Annotated in this window: 20 protein-coding genes and 1 pseudogene; 12 read left to right on the top strand and 9 right to left on the bottom strand. The window is 37.6% G+C overall.

The window, feature by feature from the left end; genetic code table 11:
* Positions 1-78 precede the first annotated feature (78 nt).
* Positions 79-1062: a lysophospholipid acyltransferase family protein gene (locus EGT34_RS06650; RefSeq protein WP_001984639.1), complete on the top strand. Its 984-nt coding sequence runs from the start codon at positions 79-81 to the stop codon at positions 1060-1062.
* Here EGT34_RS06650 and EGT34_RS06655 read toward each other — a convergent pair.
* From EGT34_RS06655 to EGT34_RS06665, 3 genes are all read right to left on the bottom strand, one after another.
* Complete coding sequence (locus EGT34_RS06655) at positions 1015-3447, bottom strand: DNA internalization-related competence protein ComEC/Rec2 (RefSeq protein WP_000472709.1); 2433 nt, start codon at positions 3445-3447, stop codon at positions 1015-1017. The genes EGT34_RS06650 and EGT34_RS06655 overlap by 48 nt on opposite strands.
* 84 nt (positions 3448-3531) lie before the next feature.
* Complete coding sequence (lolD, locus tag EGT34_RS06660) at positions 3532-4218, bottom strand: lipoprotein-releasing ABC transporter ATP-binding protein LolD (protein ID WP_000049406.1); 687 nt, start codon at positions 4216-4218, stop codon at positions 3532-3534.
* Complete coding sequence (locus EGT34_RS06665) at positions 4211-5446, bottom strand: lipoprotein-releasing ABC transporter permease subunit (protein WP_031974828.1); 1236 nt, start codon at positions 5444-5446, stop codon at positions 4211-4213. Before EGT34_RS06665 ends, lolD begins: the two co-directional genes overlap by 8 nt.
* 137 nt (positions 5447-5583) lie before the next feature.
* Between EGT34_RS06665 and EGT34_RS21535 the strand changes: the two are divergent.
* Positions 5584-5664 (top strand): annotated as a pseudogene (locus tag EGT34_RS21535) (PilZ domain-containing protein); the annotation flags it as partial.
* Between the two features lie 29 nt (positions 5665-5693).
* Here EGT34_RS21535 and EGT34_RS06670 read toward each other — a convergent pair.
* Complete coding sequence (locus EGT34_RS06670) at positions 5694-6602, bottom strand: DMT family transporter (protein WP_001140078.1); 909 nt, start codon at positions 6600-6602, stop codon at positions 5694-5696.
* Positions 6603-6612: 10 nt separating this feature from the next.
* Positions 6613-7098: a YaiI/YqxD family protein gene (locus tag EGT34_RS06675; protein WP_001985538.1), complete on the bottom strand. Its 486-nt coding sequence runs from the start codon at positions 7096-7098 to the stop codon at positions 6613-6615.
* Positions 7099-7354: 256 nt separating this feature from the next.
* On the opposite strand from EGT34_RS06675, the gene EGT34_RS06680 reads away from it, so the two are divergent.
* Entirely contained in the window at positions 7355-8296 is a 942-nt protein-coding gene (locus tag EGT34_RS06680) for a hypothetical protein (protein WP_000795874.1), read from the top strand.
* A gap of 33 nt (positions 8297-8329) precedes the next feature.
* Entirely contained in the window at positions 8330-8476 is a 147-nt protein-coding gene (locus EGT34_RS21005; protein ID WP_000691793.1) for a hypothetical protein, read from the top strand.
* Positions 8477-8533: 57 nt separating this feature from the next.
* Here the strand turns inward: EGT34_RS21005 and serC are convergent, their stop codons facing one another.
* The gene (serC, locus tag EGT34_RS06685; RefSeq protein ID WP_001203177.1) at positions 8534-9613 is read right to left on the bottom strand and encodes a 3-phosphoserine/phosphohydroxythreonine transaminase; all 1080 of its coding nucleotides are present in this window, start codon (positions 9611-9613) and stop codon (positions 8534-8536) included.
* Between the two features lie 379 nt (positions 9614-9992).
* On the opposite strand from serC, the gene EGT34_RS06690 reads away from it, so the two are divergent.
* The 8 genes from EGT34_RS06690 (at position 9993) to EGT34_RS06725 (ending at position 18908) form a co-directional block, all read left to right on the top strand.
* A complete protein-coding gene (locus EGT34_RS06690; RefSeq protein ID WP_001142056.1) occupies positions 9993-11480 on the top strand; it encodes a TolC family protein in 1488 nt (495 codons plus the stop codon).
* Between the two features lie 12 nt (positions 11481-11492).
* The gene (locus EGT34_RS06695) at positions 11493-12614 is read left to right on the top strand and encodes an HlyD family secretion protein (RefSeq protein ID WP_001070877.1); all 1122 of its coding nucleotides are present in this window, start codon (positions 11493-11495) and stop codon (positions 12612-12614) included.
* Positions 12615-12617: 3 nt separating this feature from the next.
* Positions 12618-13748 (top strand): ABC transporter permease, encoded by a 1131-nt coding sequence (locus EGT34_RS06700; RefSeq protein ID WP_322907789.1) that lies wholly within the window; start codon positions 12618-12620, stop codon positions 13746-13748.
* The gene (locus EGT34_RS06705; protein ID WP_000657714.1) at positions 13745-14836 is read left to right on the top strand and encodes an ABC transporter permease; all 1092 of its coding nucleotides are present in this window, start codon (positions 13745-13747) and stop codon (positions 14834-14836) included. The genes EGT34_RS06700 and EGT34_RS06705 overlap by 4 nt, the downstream gene beginning before the upstream one ends.
* 264 nt (positions 14837-15100) lie before the next feature.
* Positions 15101-15895, top strand: a complete 795-nt coding sequence (locus EGT34_RS06710) for a ChbG/HpnK family deacetylase (protein ID WP_001140937.1) — start codon at positions 15101-15103, stop codon at positions 15893-15895.
* Complete coding sequence (locus EGT34_RS06715) at positions 15892-16872, top strand: glycosyltransferase family 2 protein (RefSeq protein WP_001022408.1); 981 nt, start codon at positions 15892-15894, stop codon at positions 16870-16872. Before EGT34_RS06710 ends, EGT34_RS06715 begins: the two co-directional genes overlap by 4 nt.
* The gene (locus EGT34_RS06720) at positions 16872-17252 is read left to right on the top strand and encodes a GtrA family protein (protein WP_000494034.1); all 381 of its coding nucleotides are present in this window, start codon (positions 16872-16874) and stop codon (positions 17250-17252) included. The genes EGT34_RS06715 and EGT34_RS06720 overlap by 1 nt, the downstream gene beginning before the upstream one ends.
* A gap of 9 nt (positions 17253-17261) precedes the next feature.
* Complete coding sequence (locus EGT34_RS06725; protein ID WP_001188095.1) at positions 17262-18908, top strand: ArnT family glycosyltransferase; 1647 nt, start codon at positions 17262-17264, stop codon at positions 18906-18908.
* 50 nt (positions 18909-18958) lie between these two features.
* On the opposite strand, the gene gyrA is transcribed toward EGT34_RS06725, so the two are convergent.
* The 3 genes from gyrA to EGT34_RS06740 all read right to left on the bottom strand — a co-directional run bounded on the left by gyrA (position 18959) and on the right by EGT34_RS06740 (position 23739).
* Complete coding sequence (gene gyrA / locus EGT34_RS06730; protein WP_000116444.1) at positions 18959-21673, bottom strand: DNA gyrase subunit A; 2715 nt, start codon at positions 21671-21673, stop codon at positions 18959-18961.
* A 366-nt stretch (positions 21674-22039) separates the two neighbouring features.
* Positions 22040-22972, bottom strand: coding sequence for an electron transfer flavoprotein subunit alpha/FixB family protein (locus tag EGT34_RS06735; protein ID WP_000025985.1), 933 nt, complete (start codon positions 22970-22972; stop codon positions 22040-22042).
* 17 nt (positions 22973-22989) lie between these two features.
* Positions 22990-23739 (bottom strand): electron transfer flavoprotein subunit beta/FixA family protein, encoded by a 750-nt coding sequence (locus EGT34_RS06740; protein ID WP_000646179.1) that lies wholly within the window; start codon positions 23737-23739, stop codon positions 22990-22992.
* Between the last annotated feature and the right edge of the window lie 265 nt (positions 23740-24004).

A 24004-nucleotide genomic window follows, 5' to 3' on the forward strand; every position in this document is an offset into this window, starting at 1 on the left:
CTGTCTAAATAATATGATTTCATTTATAATATTTTTGTCTTTTTTTACTTGTTGTTTCTTCCTTACTTACTGCTATAGATGACTAGACCAGATTCAAAAAGCATGAACTATCAATTACTCAAAACATTTAGCCGCCAACCCATTCAATTTGGGCGTTTTCTTGCTCGTCTGTTAGCAGGACTTGTAAATACTCTAAAAATTACTAGAACATCAAAAAGTATTGAGCTTAACTTAAGAATTGCGCTTCCGTATTTAACACCTCAGCAGCGTATAGCGATTACAGAAAAAGCTGTAAGAAACGAATTAACTTCATATTTTGAGTTTTTAAGTATTTGGGGCTCATCAAATAGTAAAAATATCTCACGCATTCACCGTATTGAAGGTGAACATTTTTTTCATGAAGCATTGGCTGCAAAAAAAGGTGTAGTTCTTATTGTTCCACATTTTGGTACGTGGGAAGTCATGAATGCATGGTGTGCTCAATTCACATCAATGACCATTTTATATAAACCCGTTAAAAATGCTGATGCAGACCGTTTTGTGAGAGAAGCCCGTAGCCGTGAACAAGCGAATCTCGTCCCTACCGATGAAAGCGGTGTAAGACAAATTTTTAAAGCATTAAAACAAGGTGAAACGACAGTAATTTTGCCGGATCATACCCCTAATGTGGGTGGAGATATGGTGAACTATTTTGGTGTTCCACTTGCTTCAAGTAATTTAAGCGCAAAACTCATCCAGAAAACTAAAGCAAAAGCTCTGTTTCTTTATGCGATCCGTAATGAAAACGATGGGTTTACTATGCATATCGAGCCAATGGATGAGAAAATCTATGAGGGTACTGCGGACGATGGAACGTATGTCATCCATCAAGCGATTGAGCAACTCATTTATCAATATCCAGAACACTATCACTGGAGCTATAAACGTTTTAAAGCGAACCCTGCTTTAGACAATATCTATAATATCGATCCGACAGAAGCACTTAAAATTGTAGATAGGCTCAAAGCAGAAGCTTTAAAAACCTCTACTCAACCAGAGCCTATCCAAACGTCGGTCATGTAAAACTATTTTGTGGTTTTCCAACACAAAACTTAAGGTTCCTTGTTCCACAGTGCTTTTTAGCGGAATATGTAGAGCTTTTAAACGTGCTATAACTTGTTGGCTAGGATGGCCATAACGGTTATCAAACCCTGCCGATGCAATGGCCAGTTTAGGTTTTAAGGTCGCCAAGAAATCATAAGCCGAACTGTGCTTACTTCCATGATGCCCTAGCACCAACACATCTATCTTCAAGTTAGGATAATCTTTTAATAACTCGTATTCAGCTTCCCATCCAGCATCGCCCATAATAAGAAAATTTTGGTAACCACCAACTTTTTTAAATTGAAGATATACAACACAAGAATATTGATTCTGATTAGAAGCAACAAAAGCCAGATCTTTTTCTTTAGGCCATAAAATTTGAATATCTAACTCAGGATAATGCCATTGTTGCCCTTGATAGCAATATTGGAATGGTTGCTTTAAATCATTTGGTAATTGTTCATTCGAAATAAGCTGCTTTACAGGAATCTCTTGTTGAATAAGAGGAAACGCGCCACTATGGTCTTGATCAAGATGGGATAGCACAACATGATCTAGTTGTCTTACGCCTTGCTGACGTAGAAAAGGCACTACAACATTTTGTCCAATACTAAATATTTTTTCATCGTAAGAACCGCCTGTGTCAATTAACCAGTTTTGTTCGGGATGTTGTAGAAAAATAGCCTGCCCCTGCCCAACATCTAAAATATTAAGCTGAATTTGCTGACTCGTTTTGTTCATAATAACTAAGGGTAAACAACATAATATTCCCCAAGTTTTGGGCAGAATTCCTTTAGGTAAAAATAAAATAATAATGGCACAACTAATCGCTAATAAAGACAGTGGCGTCAAGCTTATACCTTGTAATGGTAAAGAGAGTTTTTCTAATAAGCCCAAACAACTCAGCAATATGCTGAGCAACATATCATTGAAATGAAAAAGCATATTTCCAAATGGTTTTATTACAAACCATGCGCAAGCAGCCATGATGTTTAAAGGGACAATAACACCCCCAACAATAGGCACGGCAATAATATTGGTTAATGGAGCAACCCAAGAAATTTGTTGAAAGAAAAGTAAGGTTAAAGGACTCAATGCAATAAATATTTTGCCTTGAGATTCAATTAACACCTTACTCATAAAAATCATTTTTGAACTCAGACTCAAAAAATGTTGCTCAGGTAGCTGCGCTATAGTTTGGTAAATTCTTAATAAAATAAAACATGCCCCATAAGACAGCCAAAAACCTGCAGAAAGCACACTAAACGGGTCCATTAGCAACAGTAGACTTGCACTATATACGAGTAATGTAAAAGGTTTAATAGGTTGTTTTAATAATAGAAATCCAATAAATATAAGGACTGATAATAATGTTCGTAGTGCAGGAATTTCGAAACCTACAAATGCAGTATAAATTAAAACACCAAGGCAGCATGGTACAGCCATCAAAACCTGTTTCGGTTTCCATAAGTAAATTTGAGGATGATAACGACTGATAAATTGATGACATGCCCAAGATAACATAATGGCAAAAATGAGCACATGTGGGCCTGAGATCGCCAATAAATGACTAATTCCCAATTGTTTGAACTGTAGTTGAGTTTCATCTGATAAAAGGCTTTCATCACCTGTCAGCAAAGCTAAAATTAAACCCTTTTGCTGTAGAGATGAGCTGTTTAATATTTGCCTAAAAGTTAAGCGAAGTTTTTCTATATTTAAACGAAAACTATTGGAAAAAGACTGTTGTTCTTTTAAATGTTGCTGATAGCCCAATCGATAGATTTCATCGAGACTTAAAGGCTCAATATATCTCACGTTAAAACCAGACATAATATTTCGCTGAATAAACCACTTTTCCTGATCAAAAGCTCCTGGGGTGGCATAACTATGCGCAGGTCTTGTTTTTCCAGATATTCGATAATAGTGACCTAATTCAAGATTCTGATTATTCTTTAATAAATTTTGATTATTACTTTTTAAATATAGCAACCAATTCACCGGTTCTTTAGAAAGATTTAGAACTTGTGCAGTTTGTTGAACCTTATTATCTTTTTCTTCACTTAAACGGTTTATATAGACAATAATGTCGAGATTTCGGGTATCCGTTTCTCTTTGTTCTAATCGTTCAATCAGTGCTTTTTCAGCATAGTGGTAACCAACCATAAAAAGACTTGTTGTACATAATAAGCAAAACACTGCCTTTAAAAATGGTCGATCAACGAACATTGGTCGTTTATAAAGATAAAAAATAAAGGCAAGTAACAGTAGAGCCTCGCCCACTTTTTCATATTGCATGATTAAAGGGAAATCTATTCCCATCAATGCAATACCGCCAATCCACCCCAATAGAATAATCTTAAACATTTAAAAATCTAGTCATTATCATTTTAGGGGCAAAATTAAAGCCCAACTCAGTGGGCTTTAACAATGTGATTTAATGACATTTTTTTAAGAACCGTTTACCCACAGCCCATCTTCCATATGCAAGATTGAATCTGCTGCCTGAGCTAATTGCTCATCATGGGTCACAATTAACATTGCCATGTTTAGTTCTTTCTTAAGATCGGTGAGCAATTCGAAAATTCCTACTGCTGTTTTACGATCTAGGTTACCCGTAGGCTCATCAGCTAGTACTACCGCAGGCTTAGTCACTAATGCACGAGCAAGCGCAACACGCTGACGCTCACCACCTGAAAGTTCACCTGGTTTATGGTCCATACGATGAGATAGCCCAACTCGATCTAGCAAATATTCAGCCTGTGCCTTTACCGACTTATATTGACTGTCTGCTCGAAGCATTAAAGGCATCGCTACATTTTCAAGAGCAGTAAATTCAGGTAATAAATGGTGGAACTGGTAAACAAAACCTAAGTATTGGTTACGTTGAAAGCCACGTTCCGCTTCACCTAAATTATCAAAGCGCTGACCATTCAAAAATACCTGTCCTTTAGTCGGCTGATCTAAGCCACCAAGTACATGCAACAAAGTACTTTTACCTGAACCACTTGCTCCGACAATAGATACAAACTGCCCTGCTTCCACTTGTAAAGAGAGACCTTTAATGACTTCAACCTTAGATTTACCATCATCAAAATGTTTATAAATATCTTTTGCTTCTAAAACGACTTTACTCATAACGCAATGCCTCGGCAGGTTGAACTTTGGCTGCACGAAGCGCCGGATAAATAGTTGCCAAGAAACTTAAGAGTAAAGAAACAATCACAATAATTGTCACGTCTTGCCATCTTAAGTAAGAAGGTAAGTAATGTACAAAATAGGCATCGAACAGATTAAGTCCGAGAACATTATTAAACCAAGAAATAATATCGCTGATCGTAAGTGCCAGAATTACCCCTAAAACCGTACCCGCAACCGTACCAATCACACCAATAACCGTACCTTGCACCATAAAGATTTTAGTAATCATAGATGGCGATGCACCTAAAGTACGTAAAATTGCAATGTCCGATTTTTTGTCAGTCACGACCATGACCAAAGACGAAACAATGTTAAATGCAGCAACTACAATAATTAGTACGAGCAATAAACCAACTAATGTTTTTTCCATTCGAATGGCATTAAATAAGTTGCCATGTGTATAAGTCCAGTTTGTTGCGTAGAAATTGCTTGGCAAATTTTTCACAATGTCATCGGCAACTTGAGGAGCGGCAAAAATGTCATCTAATTTTAGACGAACGCCTTGAGCGCCATCAGGTAAACGCAATAAGGTTGAAGCATCATATAAAGCAATGTATCCAACCATCGAGTCAACTTCAGCACCTACACTGAAAATACCCACCACTTTAAAGCGCTTAAAACGAGGTACAACACCAGCTGGAGATGGAGTCGCTTCAGGTAAAACCAATGTCACGCTATCGTTTAAACGTAAGCCAAGCGAATCGGCCATGTCTTTACCAAGTACAATACCGAATTCACCTTTTTTAAGTGAGTCGAGACTACCGGCAACAATATGGTTTTGAATGATAGAGACATTCTTTTCATATTTAGGGTCAATACCCGTCACCATAATACCTGCCACTTGCCCTTGAGCAGTTAACATACCTTGCAATTGGGTAAAAGGTGCAACTCCTGTCACGTGGGGATGATTTTCAACTCGTTTAACCAGTTCAGGCCAATCCGTAAGGATTTGCGTCGATGAAACTGTCGCTTGCGGTACCATTCCCAAAACACGATTTTTTAATTCGCGGTCGAAACCGTTCATTACAGAAAGTACCGTAATTAGTACAGCGACACCAAGTGTCAAACCGACCATCGAAACCAATGCAATAAAAGAAATAAAATGATTACTGCGTCGAGCGCGAGTATATCTCAACCCTATATACAGTGAGATTGGTTTAAACATACCTTCTAAATCCAAGGTCATTGATGGAAAAAGAGAAGTGTTCATTCACACTTCTTATTTAGCCATATCGTTAGATGCTGTATTAAGGCTTAAAAATCAGTAAGTTCTGATCTATCCTTAACAATCCTAATATTATATTGCTGCGCTATTTTCTACTACTTAAGATATGAGATCAATTTGATCATGCATTTAGCTACGAATTAGAACAATTTAATGAATAAGCTCAACAAATTACCCTCATCTTCTCCTACTTAGACTTAATATGTTGAGCAAAATTACGATTTGCTTGAATGTCTTTATAAAAATATAGAAATAGACCAAATAAGATAATGAAAGCTCCTACAAAAACCATAATCGACAATTGTTCATGGTTTAAAACAGCTCCAATGATCATTGCTAGCATTGGTGTAATGACTGTCGTTAACGATAAAGTGGTTGGTTTTATATTCTGAACAAGTTTGAAGTAACAGAACATAGCCACAAGTGAAGCCATAAGAACTGTATAAATTAATGCAAATAAAGATTTAGCTTGTGGTAAATGAGTCGGTGCATATTGCCAAATAAATGGAATAAGGCAGCTTGCCAAAATTGAAGAAACCAAGATCGAACCAGTCGCTTGAGCCATTGGTTGAATTTTGGCATTCACTTTCTTTACCCAAAATATAGAAAATGAATAAACAAAAACGCTGACCAACATTAAGACAATGCCAAATGGATGCACATGTTGATTTGAACCATTTAAACAAATGATCGCTAGTCCACAAACAGCAACAGCCATACCTAGCCACTGCAATTTAAAAAGATGCTGACCAAAAGCAAAACGTCCAATCAACCCAGCCATAATGGGCGCTAGACCGAACATTAGAGCAATCATGCCAGAACTTAAATATTGGGTCGCAGCATAGGTAAAAATTTGCGAGCCGATTAAACTAAAAGACCCTGCAAAATAACTATGTAAAGCTTGCTTATGAGTTGGAAAAGAAGTTTTTAGAACAAGTAAAACAATAACCGACAGAGGCAAAGCTATATAAAACCGTAACAGTAAAGCCCACATGACATGTAAGTCAGATACGCTCCATACAATGGCTAAAGGTGTCGTTGCCCAGATAAATACAAGCAAGACATAAGTTGAAGCCAAGTTGGTTTGGGATGGCATAAGAGGCTCACTAAGCAGTTTTACGTTTTTGCTTTAAAATTGTTTGGTCGAGTGCACTTGAAAATTCGCGCTTATCACGTTCTGAAATAGGTGGTGGACCACCCGTCTGTACACCTGCGCCGCGCAGCGTATCCATAAAATCACGTAAGTGTAAACGTGCTTTTACGTTCGCTGTGGTATACACCTCACCACGTGGGTGAATCGCAATACCACCTTTCTCAATAACTTGAGCTGCGAGTGGAATATCTTGCGTAATGACAATGTCATTTTCAGACATACGATTCACAATTTCCTGATCGGCTTGATCGGCCCCACTTAAAACTTGCAGAGATTTAATACGTACTGAAGGAGTAATACCGACATTTTGATTAGCTACAAAAATCACTTCTAATTGATAACGATCCGAAGCTCTTAAAATAACTTCACGCAAAATTTTAGGTAATGCATCTGCGTCTACCCACAACTTGAATGGCAGCACGTTATTCTCTATTTCCACTAAAAATATAAGTCTAACAGATGCATTTCATTAGAGAATAGCGCTAAATATAAAACTTGTTTTTTAAATTTAATTTGAACAATACGTTAATGATTATTTATATGCACTCTTAACAACACATGTTTTGCTAGATGGAGAACTTTTTAATAACTAAATACGTGCTTTTACAAGAGAATTTACATATGTTGACTTGAAAAATAGCAATTACCCTCGATTTAATATATCAAGTGAGATAAACCCAACATCAATCGTACCTATGAAAAATCAAAACAGTCCAGAAGTTATTACGGTAAACGACCAAAATTTTGGTAGTCATGGAGAGCATTGGAATCTACTGACTTCCCATCCAGAGACAGATGTACCAAAATGGCTTGGACTAGCGCTTGATGCTCCTGTAATGCCAATGGGTTTATGTCAAAATGAAGACGAAATGGATCAATCTTTTTGGCTCATTCAAGGTCCACAAGGTCAGAAGGTCACCATTAATCAAATTATTGCAGTTGAAAATCAAAAACCTCGCGCTTTAAAAACTGCCTTCCCGAGTTTTGATAGTCCCTATCAATATAATGCCCAAATTGAGCGCATCATTACTTGTGACTCTGCTACTCAAGCAGTATTAAGTTTAAAATTAAATAAAAGTACAACGATTTATGCATTTGATAATTTATTTAGCGTTAATCGTTGCCAATATGACAAAACCCAAACTTATCAAGTCCAATTTAATGCATGGGCCTATGAATTAGAATCAGTGCCTGCGGGAGAAACAATTGTCGTAGATGATCCAGCGTCAATTAAACATCACCGTGCATTAAATGCGATTTTAACTGAACATAATGGGATTGCACCCGAAAACCTACAAGAACTGATTAATGAATGGCAACCAAAAACTAAAGAAGATCAAGAACCTGTAACGGTTGATTTTTCTAAAATGGTTGCATATTTATATGGAGAAAATCTTGGTCAAGAAGATGAAGCTTGGTTCCAAGGTAATATTGTCGGTAAAACTTCAATGTCATTTATGGGTGCAGAATATACCCTTTATGATGTCACTTTAGTTTTAGAAGACAACCTTCCTGCCATATTAGTGCGCATTGCTACAAAAAATGATTTGTACAAAAACTTTAATATTGGCGAATATATTCGTGGCAATATCTGGATTCAGGCGAATATTTATGCTAAAAATAGTGAAACTAATTGAATTTCACTAATATTTTAAAAATTAGGCTATTGAATGAAGATTATACCTGAACAAACCACCAGCCTCATTCAAACTAGTAACCCACGTATAAGGGTCGATACTGGTGCGTTTTGCTTTTTCATTTTAGGTATGTTCTTAGCCGCAATGATGATACATCAATTTGGTTTTATGCCTTTTTAATTGATCATTTATATAAAAATAAAGCCCTCTTTTTGAGGGCTTTATTCATTTTATGACTTAACCATTACGTTTAGCAAAATCATCCATAAAGCGGATAAGCGCCTGAACGCCTTCTAATGGTACAGCGTTATAAATACTTGCACGCATACCACCTACTGAGCGGTGACCTGCCAAGTTCAATAAGTGATTCGCTTCAGCTTCTTTCAAGAATTGCTTTTCTAAAGCTTCATCTGCCAAAGTAAATGGTACATTCATAATCGAACGATTTGGAATGGCAATCGGGTTATTATAAAAGTCGCTTGAATCGATATAGCCATAGAGTAACTGAGCTTTTTCAAGGTTAACTTTGTGGATAGCATCTACCCCACCCTGCTCTAGTAACCACTCAAATACTAAACCAGACAAGTACCAAGCATAAGTCGATGGTGTATTTACCATAGAGCCATTCTTGGCTTGATCGGCATATTTTAAAATGCTTGGAATCTCTGCTTTAGCTTGATCCAGTAAGTCATCACGGATAATAACAATTGTTAAACCAGCAGGACCAATATTTTTTTGCGCACCTGCATAGATGAGACCAAATTTCGAAACATCAAGTGGAGCAGATAAAATGCTTGATGAGAAGTCACATACCAGTGGTGCTTTAACATCAGGAACGCTAGCAAACTGTAAACCGCCAATTGTTTCGTTATCAGCATAATGGACATAAGCTGCATCATCAGACAAGTTCCAGTCGCTTTGCTCAGAAATTGCGAACTTACCGTCTACTTTAATACCAGCTTCTACAACATTAATATCGCCATAACGTTTTGCTTCTTTTAAAGCTTTTTCAGACCAAATGCCAGTATGGATATAATCTGCTTTGTTATTTTTTCCAAGCAGATTTAAAGGAATTGCTGAAAATTGTAATGACGCGCCACCTTGTAAAAATAGTACTTTATAGTTTTCAGGAATATTCATGAGCTTACGCAAATCTGCTTCAGCTTTTTCCGCAACAGCAACATAGTCAGCACTACGGTGACTCATTTCCATGATGGATAGGCCCTTACCTTGCCAATCCAACAATTCTTGTTGAGCTTTTTCTAAAACGGCAGTAGGTAATGCAGCAGGACCAGCACAGAAATTGTACGCGCGCATGATTTTTCCCTTGTAAAAGTGAAACACAATAAAAAAAGGCATTTAACCACAGATTGCTTAAGGTTGCAGCAGCTTCTCTAGTAAATATTTCAATGCTAGGGCGTGTTTATGCCTATTTTTTCAATAACTATTTTATTTATTTCATTGCTTTCACTTATTTTTTTATAAGTTTTATTAAATAAAGTTCAACTTGACTTGTGAATATAGTTTCCCATACTGTGATGAACATATAAAAACTTGCTGTATGATTTTCCATCAAGCAAAAATAACCTCAAAATCATTTTGTGCTTTTATACAATTGTATAATAAACAATATGATAATTGAATTTAATAACAAGAAATTTAAACTATAAGGGATGATCAAAAATTGTTATATAAAATGCCAACACATCAATATCGACAGTCTAAACGTCCTTTTTTGTTTAAACCCAATTACCTTGCGTTGGTATTGGGAGTATTAATTGCAACGCCTATTTATGCGCAAAGTTTAAGTTATGCTGAAGCAGAACAACAGGCTTTAAAAAGCTCATACAGCACTCAAGCCAACCAAGCATTACAACAAGCCTCTCAGTTAGAAGCCGAAGCGGTAAAAAGTTTAGGACTCCCCAGAGTTGATTTAAATGTAAGAGCATATGCTTTTCATAGTGAAACAGATGTACCCTTAGGCTCTTTTAAACAAAAACTTGAAAATGATTTAAGCCAAGGACTCAATGATAAATTATCCCAGTGGAACAATGTCATTCCATCAGATGTTTTAGGTCAAGTTCAGGAAGGCTCAAACCAAATCATACATGACGGTATAAACCGTTTTCCTGACTACGCTAATTTGACTGTAGAAGACCAAGTAGTCCGACCATCTATTTCAGTGGTGATGCCGCTCTACACAGGTGGGTTAACAACTAGTGCAAAAAAAATAGCTAACATTCAGGCTCAACGCTCCGAGCTTTCAAGCCAACAACAACAAGATATCCAGCGCTTCGAAGTTGTACAAAGTTATTTTAATGTGCAATTACAACAACAACTGGTCGCAAGTAGTCTATTTAACTTTAATGCAATGCAAAAACATTACAGCAATGCGTTAAAGCTCGAACAGCAAGGTTTTATTAGTAAAGGGCAACGTATGCAGTTTGAAGTTGCTCGTAACAATGCCGAACGAACTCTACAAAATGCGCAGGCAAATCTGAATGCTAGCCAATTTAATTTAAACAATCTTTTGCACCAGCAAAATAATGCTGATTTAAGTACTCCTCTTTTTGTAAATACTGTTCGTAGCCAATCGTTAGAATCTCTTTTAAGCAGTTACTCTCAAAAATCTAGCCTTGTGCAAAAAATGCAGTTAGACACTCAATTGGCAAATGCAAATATTCAGGCTCAACAAGCAGCAAAAAAACCGAGTCTTTTCGCTTTTGGTGAGTATTCACTCGATGAAAATGAAAACTGGATTGTAGGTGTTATGGCAAAATACAATCTGTTTTCTGGCGTAGATAAAAATAAGAATATTCATGCTGCCGAGTTAAAACGTTATGCTTCAGAACTCATGACTGAACGAACTAAACAAGAGATTGAAGCATTATTGAATAAGTCTTATAACGAGCTCAATTCAGCACAGCAAAGTCATACGCTATTACAAAGGAATATCAGCGCAGCTCAAGAAAACTTACGTATTCAGGAACTTTCTTTCAGAGAAGGCATGGGTACAGCGACTCAAGTGATTGATGCACAAAATGCATTAAGTGCTTTAAAAACAGAAATGGCTTTAAATGCTTATAAATATGTCATGTCGCTCGCAACGCTATTACAAAGCCATGGTTCTATGGACCAGTTTAAAGCTTATGTGACTCAACCACACACTGACTATATCCGCTAATGGGGACATAACATGAATCAAGACTCAGCTCATTCAGAACAAAATTCTCCAGTTGCGGATACGGCAGAAACTAACCAAAATCAGCAAAATACTCAAACCGACAATACTCAAAAAGTAAAAACGAGTAAAAGTGATTCTCAACCTCCTAAAAATTCGAAAATTAAACTAATTATTGCGGTCGTGGTTATTGCTCTATTAGGATTAATCATTTTTGGTTTGTGGAAAAGCTATCAACCTAAGCCTATTGAATTACAAGGCCGAGTTGAGGCTGAAACAGTTCATGTCAGTACTAAGGTTCCGAGCCGTATTGAAGAAATTTATGTGCAAGAGGGCCAGAAAATTTCCAAAGGTCAGCCCCTTGTTCGTTTAGTCAGCCCTGAAATAGAAGCTAAAAAACAACAAGCTTTAGCCACCCTACAATCAGCTTTGGCATTTCAATCTACGGTAGACCGAGGTTCTCAACAGGAAAATATTGATACTCTTTATGCCAATTGGCAGAGTATGAAAGCACAGGCAAACCTTGCTAAAACCACTTATCAACGTGGAGAAAATTTATATAGACAAGGTGTTATTTCTCGTCAAAGACGAGATGAGATGTTAGCCGCACAAACTTCTGCTCAAGAGTTAAGTGAAGCAGCTTATCAACAATATGCTCGAGCAAAGCGCGGAAGTACCAGTCAGCAGAAATCTACAGCGGATGCACAAGTTGAGATTGCAAAAGCCGCGGTAAGTGAAGCTCAAGCACTTGAGGCAGAAACTCGTTTACTCGCTCCTATTTCAGGTACAGTTTCAAAAACTTATGGCAAACCTTCTGAACTTGTTGCTATGGGTGTACCTGTTGTCAGCATTTTAGAAGATGATGATTTGTGGGTTAGTTTAAATGTCGGTGAAAACCAATACGCTTCTGTTTATAAAAACAAAACGCTGGAAGGTTTCATTCCTGCGCTGAATCAAAGTGTGATGTTTAAAGTGAAAAATATTGATGCCGAAGGCGAATTTGCCACCATTAAAACCACACGTCAGACCGGTGGTTATGACATTCGTAGTTTTAAATTACATTTGGTGCCTGAGCGTCCTGTCAAAGACTTAAAAGTTGGCATGAGTGTTCTATTTAAAATTAAAGAAGAAAAATAAAACATGTTTGCCAGCATATTACGTGAACTAAACTATTTAAGAAGCAATAAATGGGATTTGTGTATGGTGACACTCATCCCTGCTTTTATCATTTTTTTGTTTAGCAGCATGTTTTATGCAGGTAAAGCTGAACATTTACCCATTGCCATTATTGATCAAGACCAGAGTGAACTAAGCCGTAATATTGGAAAGTATCTTTCACTAAATCATACAGTCGATGTAAAAACAATTACTACAAGCTCAAGTGAAGCCGAGAGATTACTCAATGAAACCAAAATATGGGGTTATGTTTTTATTCCGGGTGGTGCCGAAAAACGTTTTGTGAAAGCTCAAGATGCTCAAATCAGTATTGCTTTTAACCAATCTTTTTTTAGTGTCGGGAATACGATTTCCTCGGCGATGTTAGTCAGCACTCTCAATGCTTTAGCAGACTATGCTGGCCAGAATTATCTTGCAAATAATATTCCCTATTTAGATGTACCTACAGCACACGTCAAAATTTCAACGCTTTATAACCCAAGCATGAGCTATGAGTTCTATTTAGAACCCTTCATGGTTCCAGCCGTATTACATTTATTACTATGTTGCTGTGTGGCATTTGCCATTGGACAAGAAATTAAACTCGGCACACTAACACAGTGGGTGAACCAAGAGAGTTTTATTCAAGGCTTATTGGCTAAAAATTTGCTGTATAGCTTTATTTTCTGTTTCTGGACTTGGTTATGGATGTTTTGGCTGGTTGAAATTCGAGGCTGGTTTGTAGCAGGTTCACTAAGTTTCTTATTAGCTGCTCAGTTCTTGCTTTATTTTTCTTATGCTTTAATTAGTAGTACCGTCATTCTCGCGACCAAAAATTTAAGTAAAACTTTTGGTTTTATTGCAGTATATGGCGGATCTTCTTTAAGTTTTGCAGGCGTTACTCTACCATTAAATAATGCACCGATTTTCACTAAATTTTGGTCATTGATTATTCCGTACACCCCTTATGCAAAGCTCCAGACCGAACAATGGGTGATTGGAAGTCCACTTTTCATTTCGATGTCTCCTTTCTTAATACTTATTGGCTACTGCCTTATTTATTTCTTTTTAAGTTGTTTGCTGCTTAAAAAACTGGTTCAAGGAGCAACACCATGAAGGAATTTTTAAAGGCTTACGTTCAAACATTTAAAGATATTGTTAGTAACAGTTCAGTTTTCACAACACTTATTTTATCCGTCATTCTTTATAGCTTTTTTTATCCGACAGCCTATAAAGCTGAGCGCGCAGAATCAATTCCAATTGTCATTGTTGATGAAGAACAAAGTCTTTTAACTTCTCAAGTCATTGGTCAAACAGCCAATAGCCCTCACGTTAAAATTGTTGATGTCACTGGTAATTTTCTTGAAGCTGAACAAATGGTTCGTGAACAAAAAGCCGATGGTATTTTACTTTTACCAAGCAATTTAACGCAGAGCTTACGCCGCGGAGAAACTGGCGGAATCGGCTTATACTTAAGCACAACCAACTTTTTAAAAACTAAAGAAATTGGGTTAGGCCTTGCCACCTCTATTGAAGCAACTTTAAAGGAATATATTGAAAGGTTTGGACAACGTACACACTTCCAGCCTGCTCTTTCTATTCATCAAATGCCTTTATTTAATACGCTTTCAGGCTACGGTAGTTATATTTTTCCTGCAGTTGCATCACTTATTATTCACCAAACAATTGTGTTAGGTCTGGCCATGCTGGTTGCAAGTTACCGCGAACAACATGAAAAAATTACCCCTATTCGTTTTGCAGGAATTTTTGCCAGTATCTTTACAATTGGTTGTTTAGGAAGTTTTTATCTTTTTGGTTTTACCTTGTGGTTCAATGACTATCCACACGGTGGAAACTTTATCGGTTTGCTAGTCGCTGTTCCTATTTTTATTAGCTGTGTAATTGGACTAGGTATGCTGATTGGCTCACTTTTAGACATGCCGGAACGTGCCGGTCATATTATTGTATTTAGCTCAGTTCCTCTTTTCTTATTAACTGGTGCCGCCTGGCCTCATCAAGCCATGCCTGAATGGTTGCAATGGTTTGCTTGGTGTTTACCCTCTACACACGGCGTACAGATGTTTGTACAACTTAATCAAATGGGCGTTCCTTTAAATGTCGTGGCCCCGAAATTAATTTTTCTTGCGACTATTGGGGTTATATTTTTAATTACTGCCTATTCACGTTTAAAAGTATCTAAATAAACTTATTTACAGGCTAATCAAAGTGTACAGATTATATTTTTATTTACTATAAAATCTTATAGTTAAAGCTTATTTCTTAAAAAAATTGACTTAAATTTTATAAAAAATTAAATAAATTCAAATAATTAATTTACATCAATTGTCATAAAACCTTAAGAAAACTTTAAGTTGGAATTAAGGAAATTTCTCCATATTAAAAACGTATAGTTTTTCAGCAGCTAAGCAGAATAATTCTGTAACCCTGCCCTATGGTGGAATTTAGATATGGCAAAGGTGTGCTATTGCGCAGATGACTTTGCAATGAATGCAGAAATATCTGACGCAATTATTCAACTTATTGAACAAGGTGCGCTTCAAGCCACCTCATGTATGACCCAATCTGATTTATGGGAAACTGCTGCTGCCAAATTAAAACCGTTTAGTGATCGAGTTGATATCGGTTTACATTTAAATCTTACCCATGCTTTCGCTTCGGGTAATCTGGTTTTTCCCTTACCTATGCTTATAGTCCGAGCATGGTCTGCAAGTCTTAATCGCGAATTAATCACTCAATGTATTGAGGAGCAATGGGACTTATTTGTTTCAGTATTAGGAAAACAACCTGACTTTATAGATGGTCATCAACATATTCATCAATTTCCATTTATACGTGATATTTTGCTGCAATTACTAAAAGAGAAAAAATTTACGGGTTGGATTCGAAATTTACAACAGCCGATCAATCCCCCTCCTTACCGTTTTAAAACTCGTATGCTCTCAGCATTAGGTTCTAACTCTTTGGCAAAAGCTTGCCAGACATATCACTTTAATCAAAATGGCCAATTTGCTGGCATCTATGATTTCAAACTGACCAATTATGGCCAACTCAATCAATATTGGCTTGCGAATGCAAAAGACCATTTACTGATTATGTGCCATCCAGCACTTGCACAATCAAAGGATCAAGATCCAATTCAACACGCCCGAATTCAAGAATATCAATACTTCAGTTCGGATCAATTCCAACTTGATTGTCAACAATACGGTATCCAGCTCACCAGACTAGGGGCAATGCAATGAATATAAAACCCTTTTTATCCTGCGTTGTTCCAGCCTACAACGAAGCAGAAAATTTAAAAACATTTATTCCTGCTTTGGCAAATAGTCTAAAACAGCAAAATCTTAGCTATGAAATTATTGTGGTAGATGATGGAAGTAAAGACGATACCATTCCAATTTTACAAACAATGATTGAGGATTATCCTTTAGTTGTGCTGGAGCTTTCACGGAACTTTGGCAAAGAAGCAGCTTTAAGTGCTGGTTTAGACCATGTGACTGGTGAAGTTGCTCTACTGATTGATGCTGATTTTCAACATCCATTTGAAGCAATTCCAACCATGATTAATCTTTGGAAAAATGGTTATGACATGGTCTATGGTATTCGTAATCGTACAACCGAATCATGGCTTAAACGTGTTTTAACCCAAGCTTATTACCGTATTTTAAACTTAAGTTCACCTATTGATATTCCAGAAAGTGCTGGAGACTTCCGGCTACTCGATGCAAAAGTTGTTGAAGCAATCAAACAGTTACCAGAAAAAAATCGTTATATGAAAGGTCTATATGCTTGGGTTGGCTTTAAAAGTATAGGCATTAATTTTTCTGAGCAAGAACGTCAACATGGCCGTTCTAGCTTCAACTTAAAATCTCTTTTTAACTTGGCCATGTCAGGTTTAACGGGTTTTTCTGATTTACCTTTACGCGTATGTATTTACTTAGGTGCAATTCTGGCCTTAGGTGCGATGAGCTACGGAGTGTGGATTATCATTAAAACTTTGATTGAGGGAATTTCCATTCCGGGCTGGGCAACACTTGCGGCAGGTATGACGCTATTAGGTGGCATTCAATTATTATTCATTGGAATTTTAGGTGAATACATTGGCCGCATTTATGCTGAAGTTAAAAACCGCCCAAAATATATTATTTCTACCGAACATTCTCGTACTAAGCAGGAACATTCAATCACCCACCAAGAAAATACGTTCTCTAGTTTCTAATGTTTACTCATATTCTTCAGCTTGCACGGTTTACTACTACAGGGACCGCAGCAGCACTTACTCATTATAGTGTAGCCATGCTTCTATTTAAGAAACATGTTGCACTGCAATATGCCAATTTATGCGCTTTTCTACTCGCCTATTGGGTGAGCTATTTTGGGCACCGCGTTTTTACGTTTAAAGCGCAACATCTTACGCATCGGCAGACTCTCCCAAAATTCACGTTGGCTGCCGGCTTAGGGTTTTTATTTAATGAAAGTTTTCTTTTACTTTCAAACCTCTATTTTAACGTACCTGTTTCAACCTTAGTGTGTACTGCAATTGTTCTGACATCTATGGTGACTTTTTTACTTAACCGTTTTTTTGCATTCCAACATTAAGGATTATGTATGCAGCAATGGCTTCGTAGTTCCAAATTTTTATTAATATTCTTACCAATTTGGCTATTTGTTTTGTCTTGGATTAGACCTTTATCTGTACCAGACGAAGGTCGCTACGGAGATATTAGCCGTACTATGTTCGAATCTGGAGACTGGTTAACTCCACGAATCGATGGTTTACCTTTCATGCATAAGCCTCCTTTACTACATTGGTTAAGTTCTATGTTTATGGAGCTTTTTGGCGTGCATGTATGGGTGTTACGTTTAGTACCCGTTTTAGCCGCTACACTCATGCTAATCGGTCTATTTTTATTCGTAAAAAAGCATATTTCAGAAAGCGTTGCACAACTTACCGTTATTATTTTAGCCACTAACCTGCTTTTTTTTGGTAGTAGCCAATATATTAACCATGATTTACTGCTCGCCTCTTGGATCACCATTAGTGTTTTATGTTTTGTTGACTTCACCATTTCTGCACGGAAATCTATTTTATTTTTAGGTTATATCGCTGGTGCAGCAGCCTTCTTAAGCAAAGGTTTAATTGGGGTTTTAATTCCCGGGATGATTCTTTTACCGTGGTTAATTTACACTAAGCAATGGAAGAAAATACCTTTTCTTCTTAATCCATTGGCTATCTTGTTATTTTTACTCATCGTTAGTCCGTGGCTCTACTTAGTACAAAGTAAATATCCTCAATTTTTACACTATTTTTTTATTGATCAACAATTTAATCGTTTTAGTTCAAAAGAGTTTAATAACAAACAGCCATGGTGTTTTTATCTGATGATTTTATTTGTCAGTTTTTTACCATGGCTTTTTGCGAGTAGATTTACGTCTATAAAAACCATTTTTAAAGATTACAAATCATGCTCTTTACTTGCCCTGCTTGTATGGTGGTTTGTCTCTGTTACGGTTTTCTTCTCTATTCCGCCTTCTAAGCTAGCAGGCTATATTTTACCTGCTGTTCCACCTCTTGCCATTTTCTTCGCGCTTGTGATGAATAAGGTTCTTGAAAGCAGTAATAAAACCAGATTGCAGACTTGGGGTATTCCTGTATTTACTGTACTTGTTGGAATTGGCGTTAGTGCAATACCACATTTTATTCGTGCACATCAGCCTTTTTTCCAAAACCAAACCATATTTATTTATCTCATTGGTGCCTTATTAATTGTGCTTCCACTTGTGTTAGTGTGGCTATATAAAAAACAGAAATTGAACTATTTGACCTATATTTTTATAAGTTTAATTGTTCTATGTAGTGCAGTCCCATTTGCTGTTCGTATTTTAGATACCAAAAACAATGTAGGCCAAACAGATTTTGCTGAGTACATTGCCCCATCTACAAAAATCGTTTTCTACAATTATTATTTCTATGATGTTCCATTCCTTTTAAAACTTAAGCAGCCCGTTTATATCGTAAATCAATGGGATACTGTGCATTCAGATAGTGCCTCTTTAGAAATTAAAGATGGTTTGTTATTTGAACCGCAACTCAAAAAGTACTTGTGGAGCGAACAGCAGCTTCAAGATGCTCTAATGCAAAAACAAGATCTGATCGTGGTAAGTCAACCTCATAATTTTGCAACTAAAGACCCGTCAGTAAAAACTTTGCATTACAGAAACTATGATGTATTTATTTTCCATCCCTCGAAATAAATCAGAAATAAAAAAGGAAGCCGAAGCTTCCTTTTTTATTTTAAAACGTTTTACTCTTCAGAAGTATCTTCATTATTAGATACAGCTTCTTCGCTATCAGTTTCAGTCGTATCTACTTCACCTTCAAGAAGTTCTTCTTCGTCTTCTACAGCTTCAATTGAAACTACGCCAACAAGCGTTTCTTCTTCGCTTAAACGGATCAGACGAACACCTTGAGCATTACGGCCTGTCATTGCAACTTCTGCAGCACGCGTACGAACAAGCGTACCACCATCAGAAATTAATAATAACTCTTTGGTTTCATCAATAGAAACTGCACCAACTAGCTCACCGTTACGTTCACTTGTCTTGATCGCAATAACACCCTTACCACCACGTTTCTTGGTCGGGAAGTCATTTACTGGAGTACGTTTACCATAGCCGTTGGCACTCGCACACAGTACTTCACCTGTCTCAGGCACAACAACAAGCGATACGATGCGACTTACTAGACTTGAATCTGCTGAATCATCATTATCATCTGAATCATCATTTTCTACATCTGCATCTTCTTCACTTAAGGTGCTGCTTGCAAAGCTTACACGCATACCACGTACACCTTTCGCTGTACGACCCATTGCACGTACGTCAGTTTCAGCAAAACGAATTGCTTTACCTTCGTTAGAGAACAACATGATTTGCTGATTACCATCAGTAATCGCAACACCAATTAAGGTATCTTCTTCATTAAGTTCAATAGCACGTAGACCATTTGAACGAATGTTTGCAAATTGTTCTAACTCAACACGCTTAACCGTACCAGAAGCTGTCGCCATAAACACATAGTGGTTTTCCGGGAACTCGGTTAATGGCAAGATTGCAGTTACGGTTTCTGTTGCATCTAGAGGTAACAAGTTCACGATTGGACGGCCTTTTGCCCCACGTGATGCTTGAGGAACCTCAAATACTTTCAAACGGTACACTTTACCCACGTTGGTAAAGCAAAGTACGGTCGCGTGGTTCGATGCCACAATCAGATGTTGAATAAAGTCATCATCTTTCATAGAGGTTGCAGACTTACCACGTCCACCACGGCGCTGTGCCTGATAGTCTGAAAGTGGTTGAGTTTTTGCATAGCCCGTTTGCGAAACCGTTAATACCACTTGTTCTTCTGGAATTAAATCTTCACGGCAGAAATCAACACGAGATTCAACAATTTCGGTACGACGTGCATCGCCATATTGTTGTAAAACTTGTGCCAACTCTTCGCGAATAACACCCATTAACAAGTTGAAGTCATTTAAAATTGCAGTAAGTTCAGCAATTTGACCTAAAATTTCAGTATATTCCGCATGTAACTTGTCTTGTTCAAGACCAGTTAAACGGTGTAAACGTAATTCTAAAATTGCGCCTACTTGTGTTGGTGACAGACGATAAATTGAATCACTTAAACCAAATGGACGATTTGGATCTTCACCTTCAATTTCATCTGGGCGAACAGAAATTGCACCAGCTTTTTCAAGTAGTGCAACAACGCCACCACCTGCCCACTCACCCGCAAGTAAACGCTCACGCGCTTCAGCAGGGTTTGCAGAAGTTTTGATGGTTTCAATAATTTCATCAATATTGGCTAAGGCAACTGTCAAGCCTTCCAAGATATGACCACGTTCACGTGCTTTACGTAATTCGAACATGGTACGGCGTGTCACAACTTCTTGGCGGTGACGAATAAATGCCGCAATAATATCTTTTAGATTCATCAATTTTGGTTGTCCATTGTCTAGACAAACCATGTTGATGCTGAATGAGTTTTCAAGCTGGGTATTTAAGAATAAGTTATTTACAACGACTTCTGCGTTTTCACCGCGTTTCAAGTCAATTGCAATACGCATACCTTCTTTATCAGACTCATCACGAAGTTCTGAAATACCTTCAAGCTTTTTCTCTTTTACTAACTCGGCAATACGTTCAATAACTCTTGCTTTGTTTACTTGATATGGAATTTCAGTAAAGACGATGGTTGTACGACCTGTCTTTTCATCTTCTTCGAAATGGTATTTACCACGAATGTGTAAACGACCTTTACCGGTACGGTAGGCATCAACAATACCTGATTTACCGTAAATAATACCGCCTGTAGGGAAGTCAGGACCAGTAATGTATTCCATCAATCCTTCAATCGAGATATTCGGATTGTCAGCATAAGCCAAACAAGCATTCACAACTTCTGTCATGTTGTGTGGTGCCATGTTAGTTGCCATACCTACAGCAATACCAGCAGCACCGTTAATTAACAAGTTTGGAACACGTGTCGGAAGTACTTCAGGGATACGTTCCGAACCGTCGTAGTTATCTTCCCAGTCAACTGTGTCTTTTTCTAAATCTGCAAGAAGCTCATGTGCCAGCTTAGTCATACGGACTTCGGTATAACGCATTGCCGCAGCGCTATCACCATCGATCGAACCGAAGTTACCCTGACCATCAACCAATAAATAACGTAAGCTAAAGTCTTGAGCCATACGAACAATGGTTTCATAAACAGCTAAGTCACCATGCGGGTGATATTTACCGATTACGTCCCCAACGACACGAGCAGATTTCTTGTAGGCTTTGTTATAGTCATTGCCCAATTCGTGCATGGCATAAAGCACACGACGGTGAACAGGTTTAAGACCGTCTCTCACATCCGGCAATGCACGAGATACAATTACACTCATCGCGTAATCTAAATATGAATGCTTGAGTTCGTCCTCAATGGCAATCGGTCGGATTTCCGATACGCTCATGCATACTCCTTCTTACAGATAGATATTTCTATCCGTTTATATGTCTTGATCTTGCAAAAAATTTAGTTCCGGAAAGTGAACTAAAATCGAAAAAAATATAGCTGTATACTATAGCATAAAAGCGCTCTGTAATGTGCGGAATCTACACTGCCAATCTGGTGATATTTGTATAATTTAATTGCATATTATTCTACTCTTTTAGCTGCAATCATTATCTTCATGCCTAATCAAAACTATGTGAATTTTATTTTATAAAAATCAAACATCCAAAGCATAAATTTTCTAATTTTTACTTCTAACTTCAGACTGTAAAAACAAAAAACCCCTAGTTCAAAACTAGGGGTTTTTAACTTTAATCAATAAAGATTAAAGCTTAGATACCAACTCTGGCACTACAGCGTTCAAATCACCAACTAACCAGTAGTCAGCAACGCTGTTGATTGGCGCTTCTTCGTCTTTGTTGATAGCAACAATAACTTTAGAATCTTTCATACCAGCCAAGTGCTGGATCGCACCAGAAATACCTACAGCAATGTAAAGCTCAGGTGCAACGATTTTACCAGTTTGACCAACTTGGAAGTCGTTAGGTACGAAGCCTGCATCAACTGCTGCACGTGAAGCACCTTGTGCTGCACCAAGCTTGTCAGCTAATGGGTCAAGTACTTTGTGGTAGTTCTCACCAGAACCTACACCACGACCACCAGAAACTACGATGCGAGCAGCTGTTAATTCTGGACGATCAAGTTTAACGATTTCTTCAGATACAAACTTAGAAACACCAGCATCTTTTACTTCGCCAACTGTTTCAACAGCAGCTGAACCACCTTCCGCAGCAACTGGATCAAATGCTGTACCACGAACAGTACCCACAATGATTGCTTCGTCAGATTGAACAGTTGCAATTGCGTTACCAGCGTAGATTGGACGCTTGAATGTGTTAGCCGATTCAACAGAAATAATGTCTGTGATCATGCTTACATCAAGAAGCGCAGCAACACGTGGAAGAATGTTCTTACCAGTTGTAGTAGAAGCAGCTAAAACGTATTTGTAACCTTTAGCCAAGTCAGCAACTAAGCCAGCTACGTTTTCAGCTAATTGGTTTGCATAAGCAGCGTTGTCAGCAAGTAATACTTTGCTCACACCAGCAACTTTAGCAGCAGCGTCAGCAACTGCTTGAGCGCCTGAACCAGCAACTAATACAGTAATATCACCACCGATTTTTTGAGCTGCAGCAACAACGTTTAAAGTAGCACCGTTAAGTGTCTGGTTGTTGTGATCAGCGATAACTAAAATACTCATGATTTTATCCTTCCGTATTAGATCACTTTCGCTTCATTTTTCAATTTTTCAACAAGCTCATCTACAGATTTCACTTGTACACCAGCTTTACGTTCTGCAGGCGCTTCAACTTTAATCGTTTTAAGCTTAGTACCAGCTGTAACACCGTAATCAGCAGGAGATTTAGTATCAAGCGGTTTTTTACGAGCTTTCATGATGTTAGGCAATGCAGCATAACGTGGCTCGTTTAAACGCAAGTCAGTTGTAATGATTGCAGGAAGTGCAAGTTCAACAGTTTGTAAACCACCGTCGATTTCACGAGTCACTTGTACTTTACCGCCATCCACTTTCACTTCAGAAGCAAACGTACCTTGACCAGCGCCTAATAATGCACCAAGCATTTGACCTACTTGGTTAGAGTCATCATCAATTGCTTGTTTGCCAAGAAGGATAAGTTCTGGTTTTTCAGCGTCAACAACACCTTTTAAGATTTTAGCAACTTCTAGAGCGCCAATTTCGTCAGTAGTTTCAACTAAAATACCGCGGTCTGCACCTAAAGCCATTGCAGAACGGATTTGTTCTTGAGCTTCTTTAGGACCAATAGAAACAACAACGATTTCTGATACTGTTCCTTTTTCTTTTAAGCGAACCGCTTCTTCCACTGCGATTTCACAAAATGGGTTAATTGACATTTTAACGTTGGTAAGGTCAACCCCACTATTGTCCGGCTTAACACGAACTTTAACGTTGGCATCAACCACACGTTTTACAGCAACAAGAGCCTTCATGTAATCCTCGGCTGTTCTAGCAAAAGTAAATGTTGAGAAAAGTATATTAACTCTTCGATTAAAATTTTTTAGGTACCCTATCTTGCAATGTGTTTGGCATTTCGGTCAAGTCACAATTTTCTGGAACGGGGCAAAAAAAATGAAATCATCAGTTCATAAAAAAAATTTTATACATATCTAACTCCTATTTTATTCTTTTTAAAGTCTATTTTATACATTGATTTTTATTATCTTTTTATCTTATTTACCTTATTAGTCAGAGGCA

Origin of the sequence: Acinetobacter sp. FDAARGOS_558 (assembly GCF_003937785.1) — a bacterium.
Lineage (GTDB): Bacteria > Pseudomonadota > Gammaproteobacteria > Pseudomonadales > Moraxellaceae > Acinetobacter > Acinetobacter baumannii.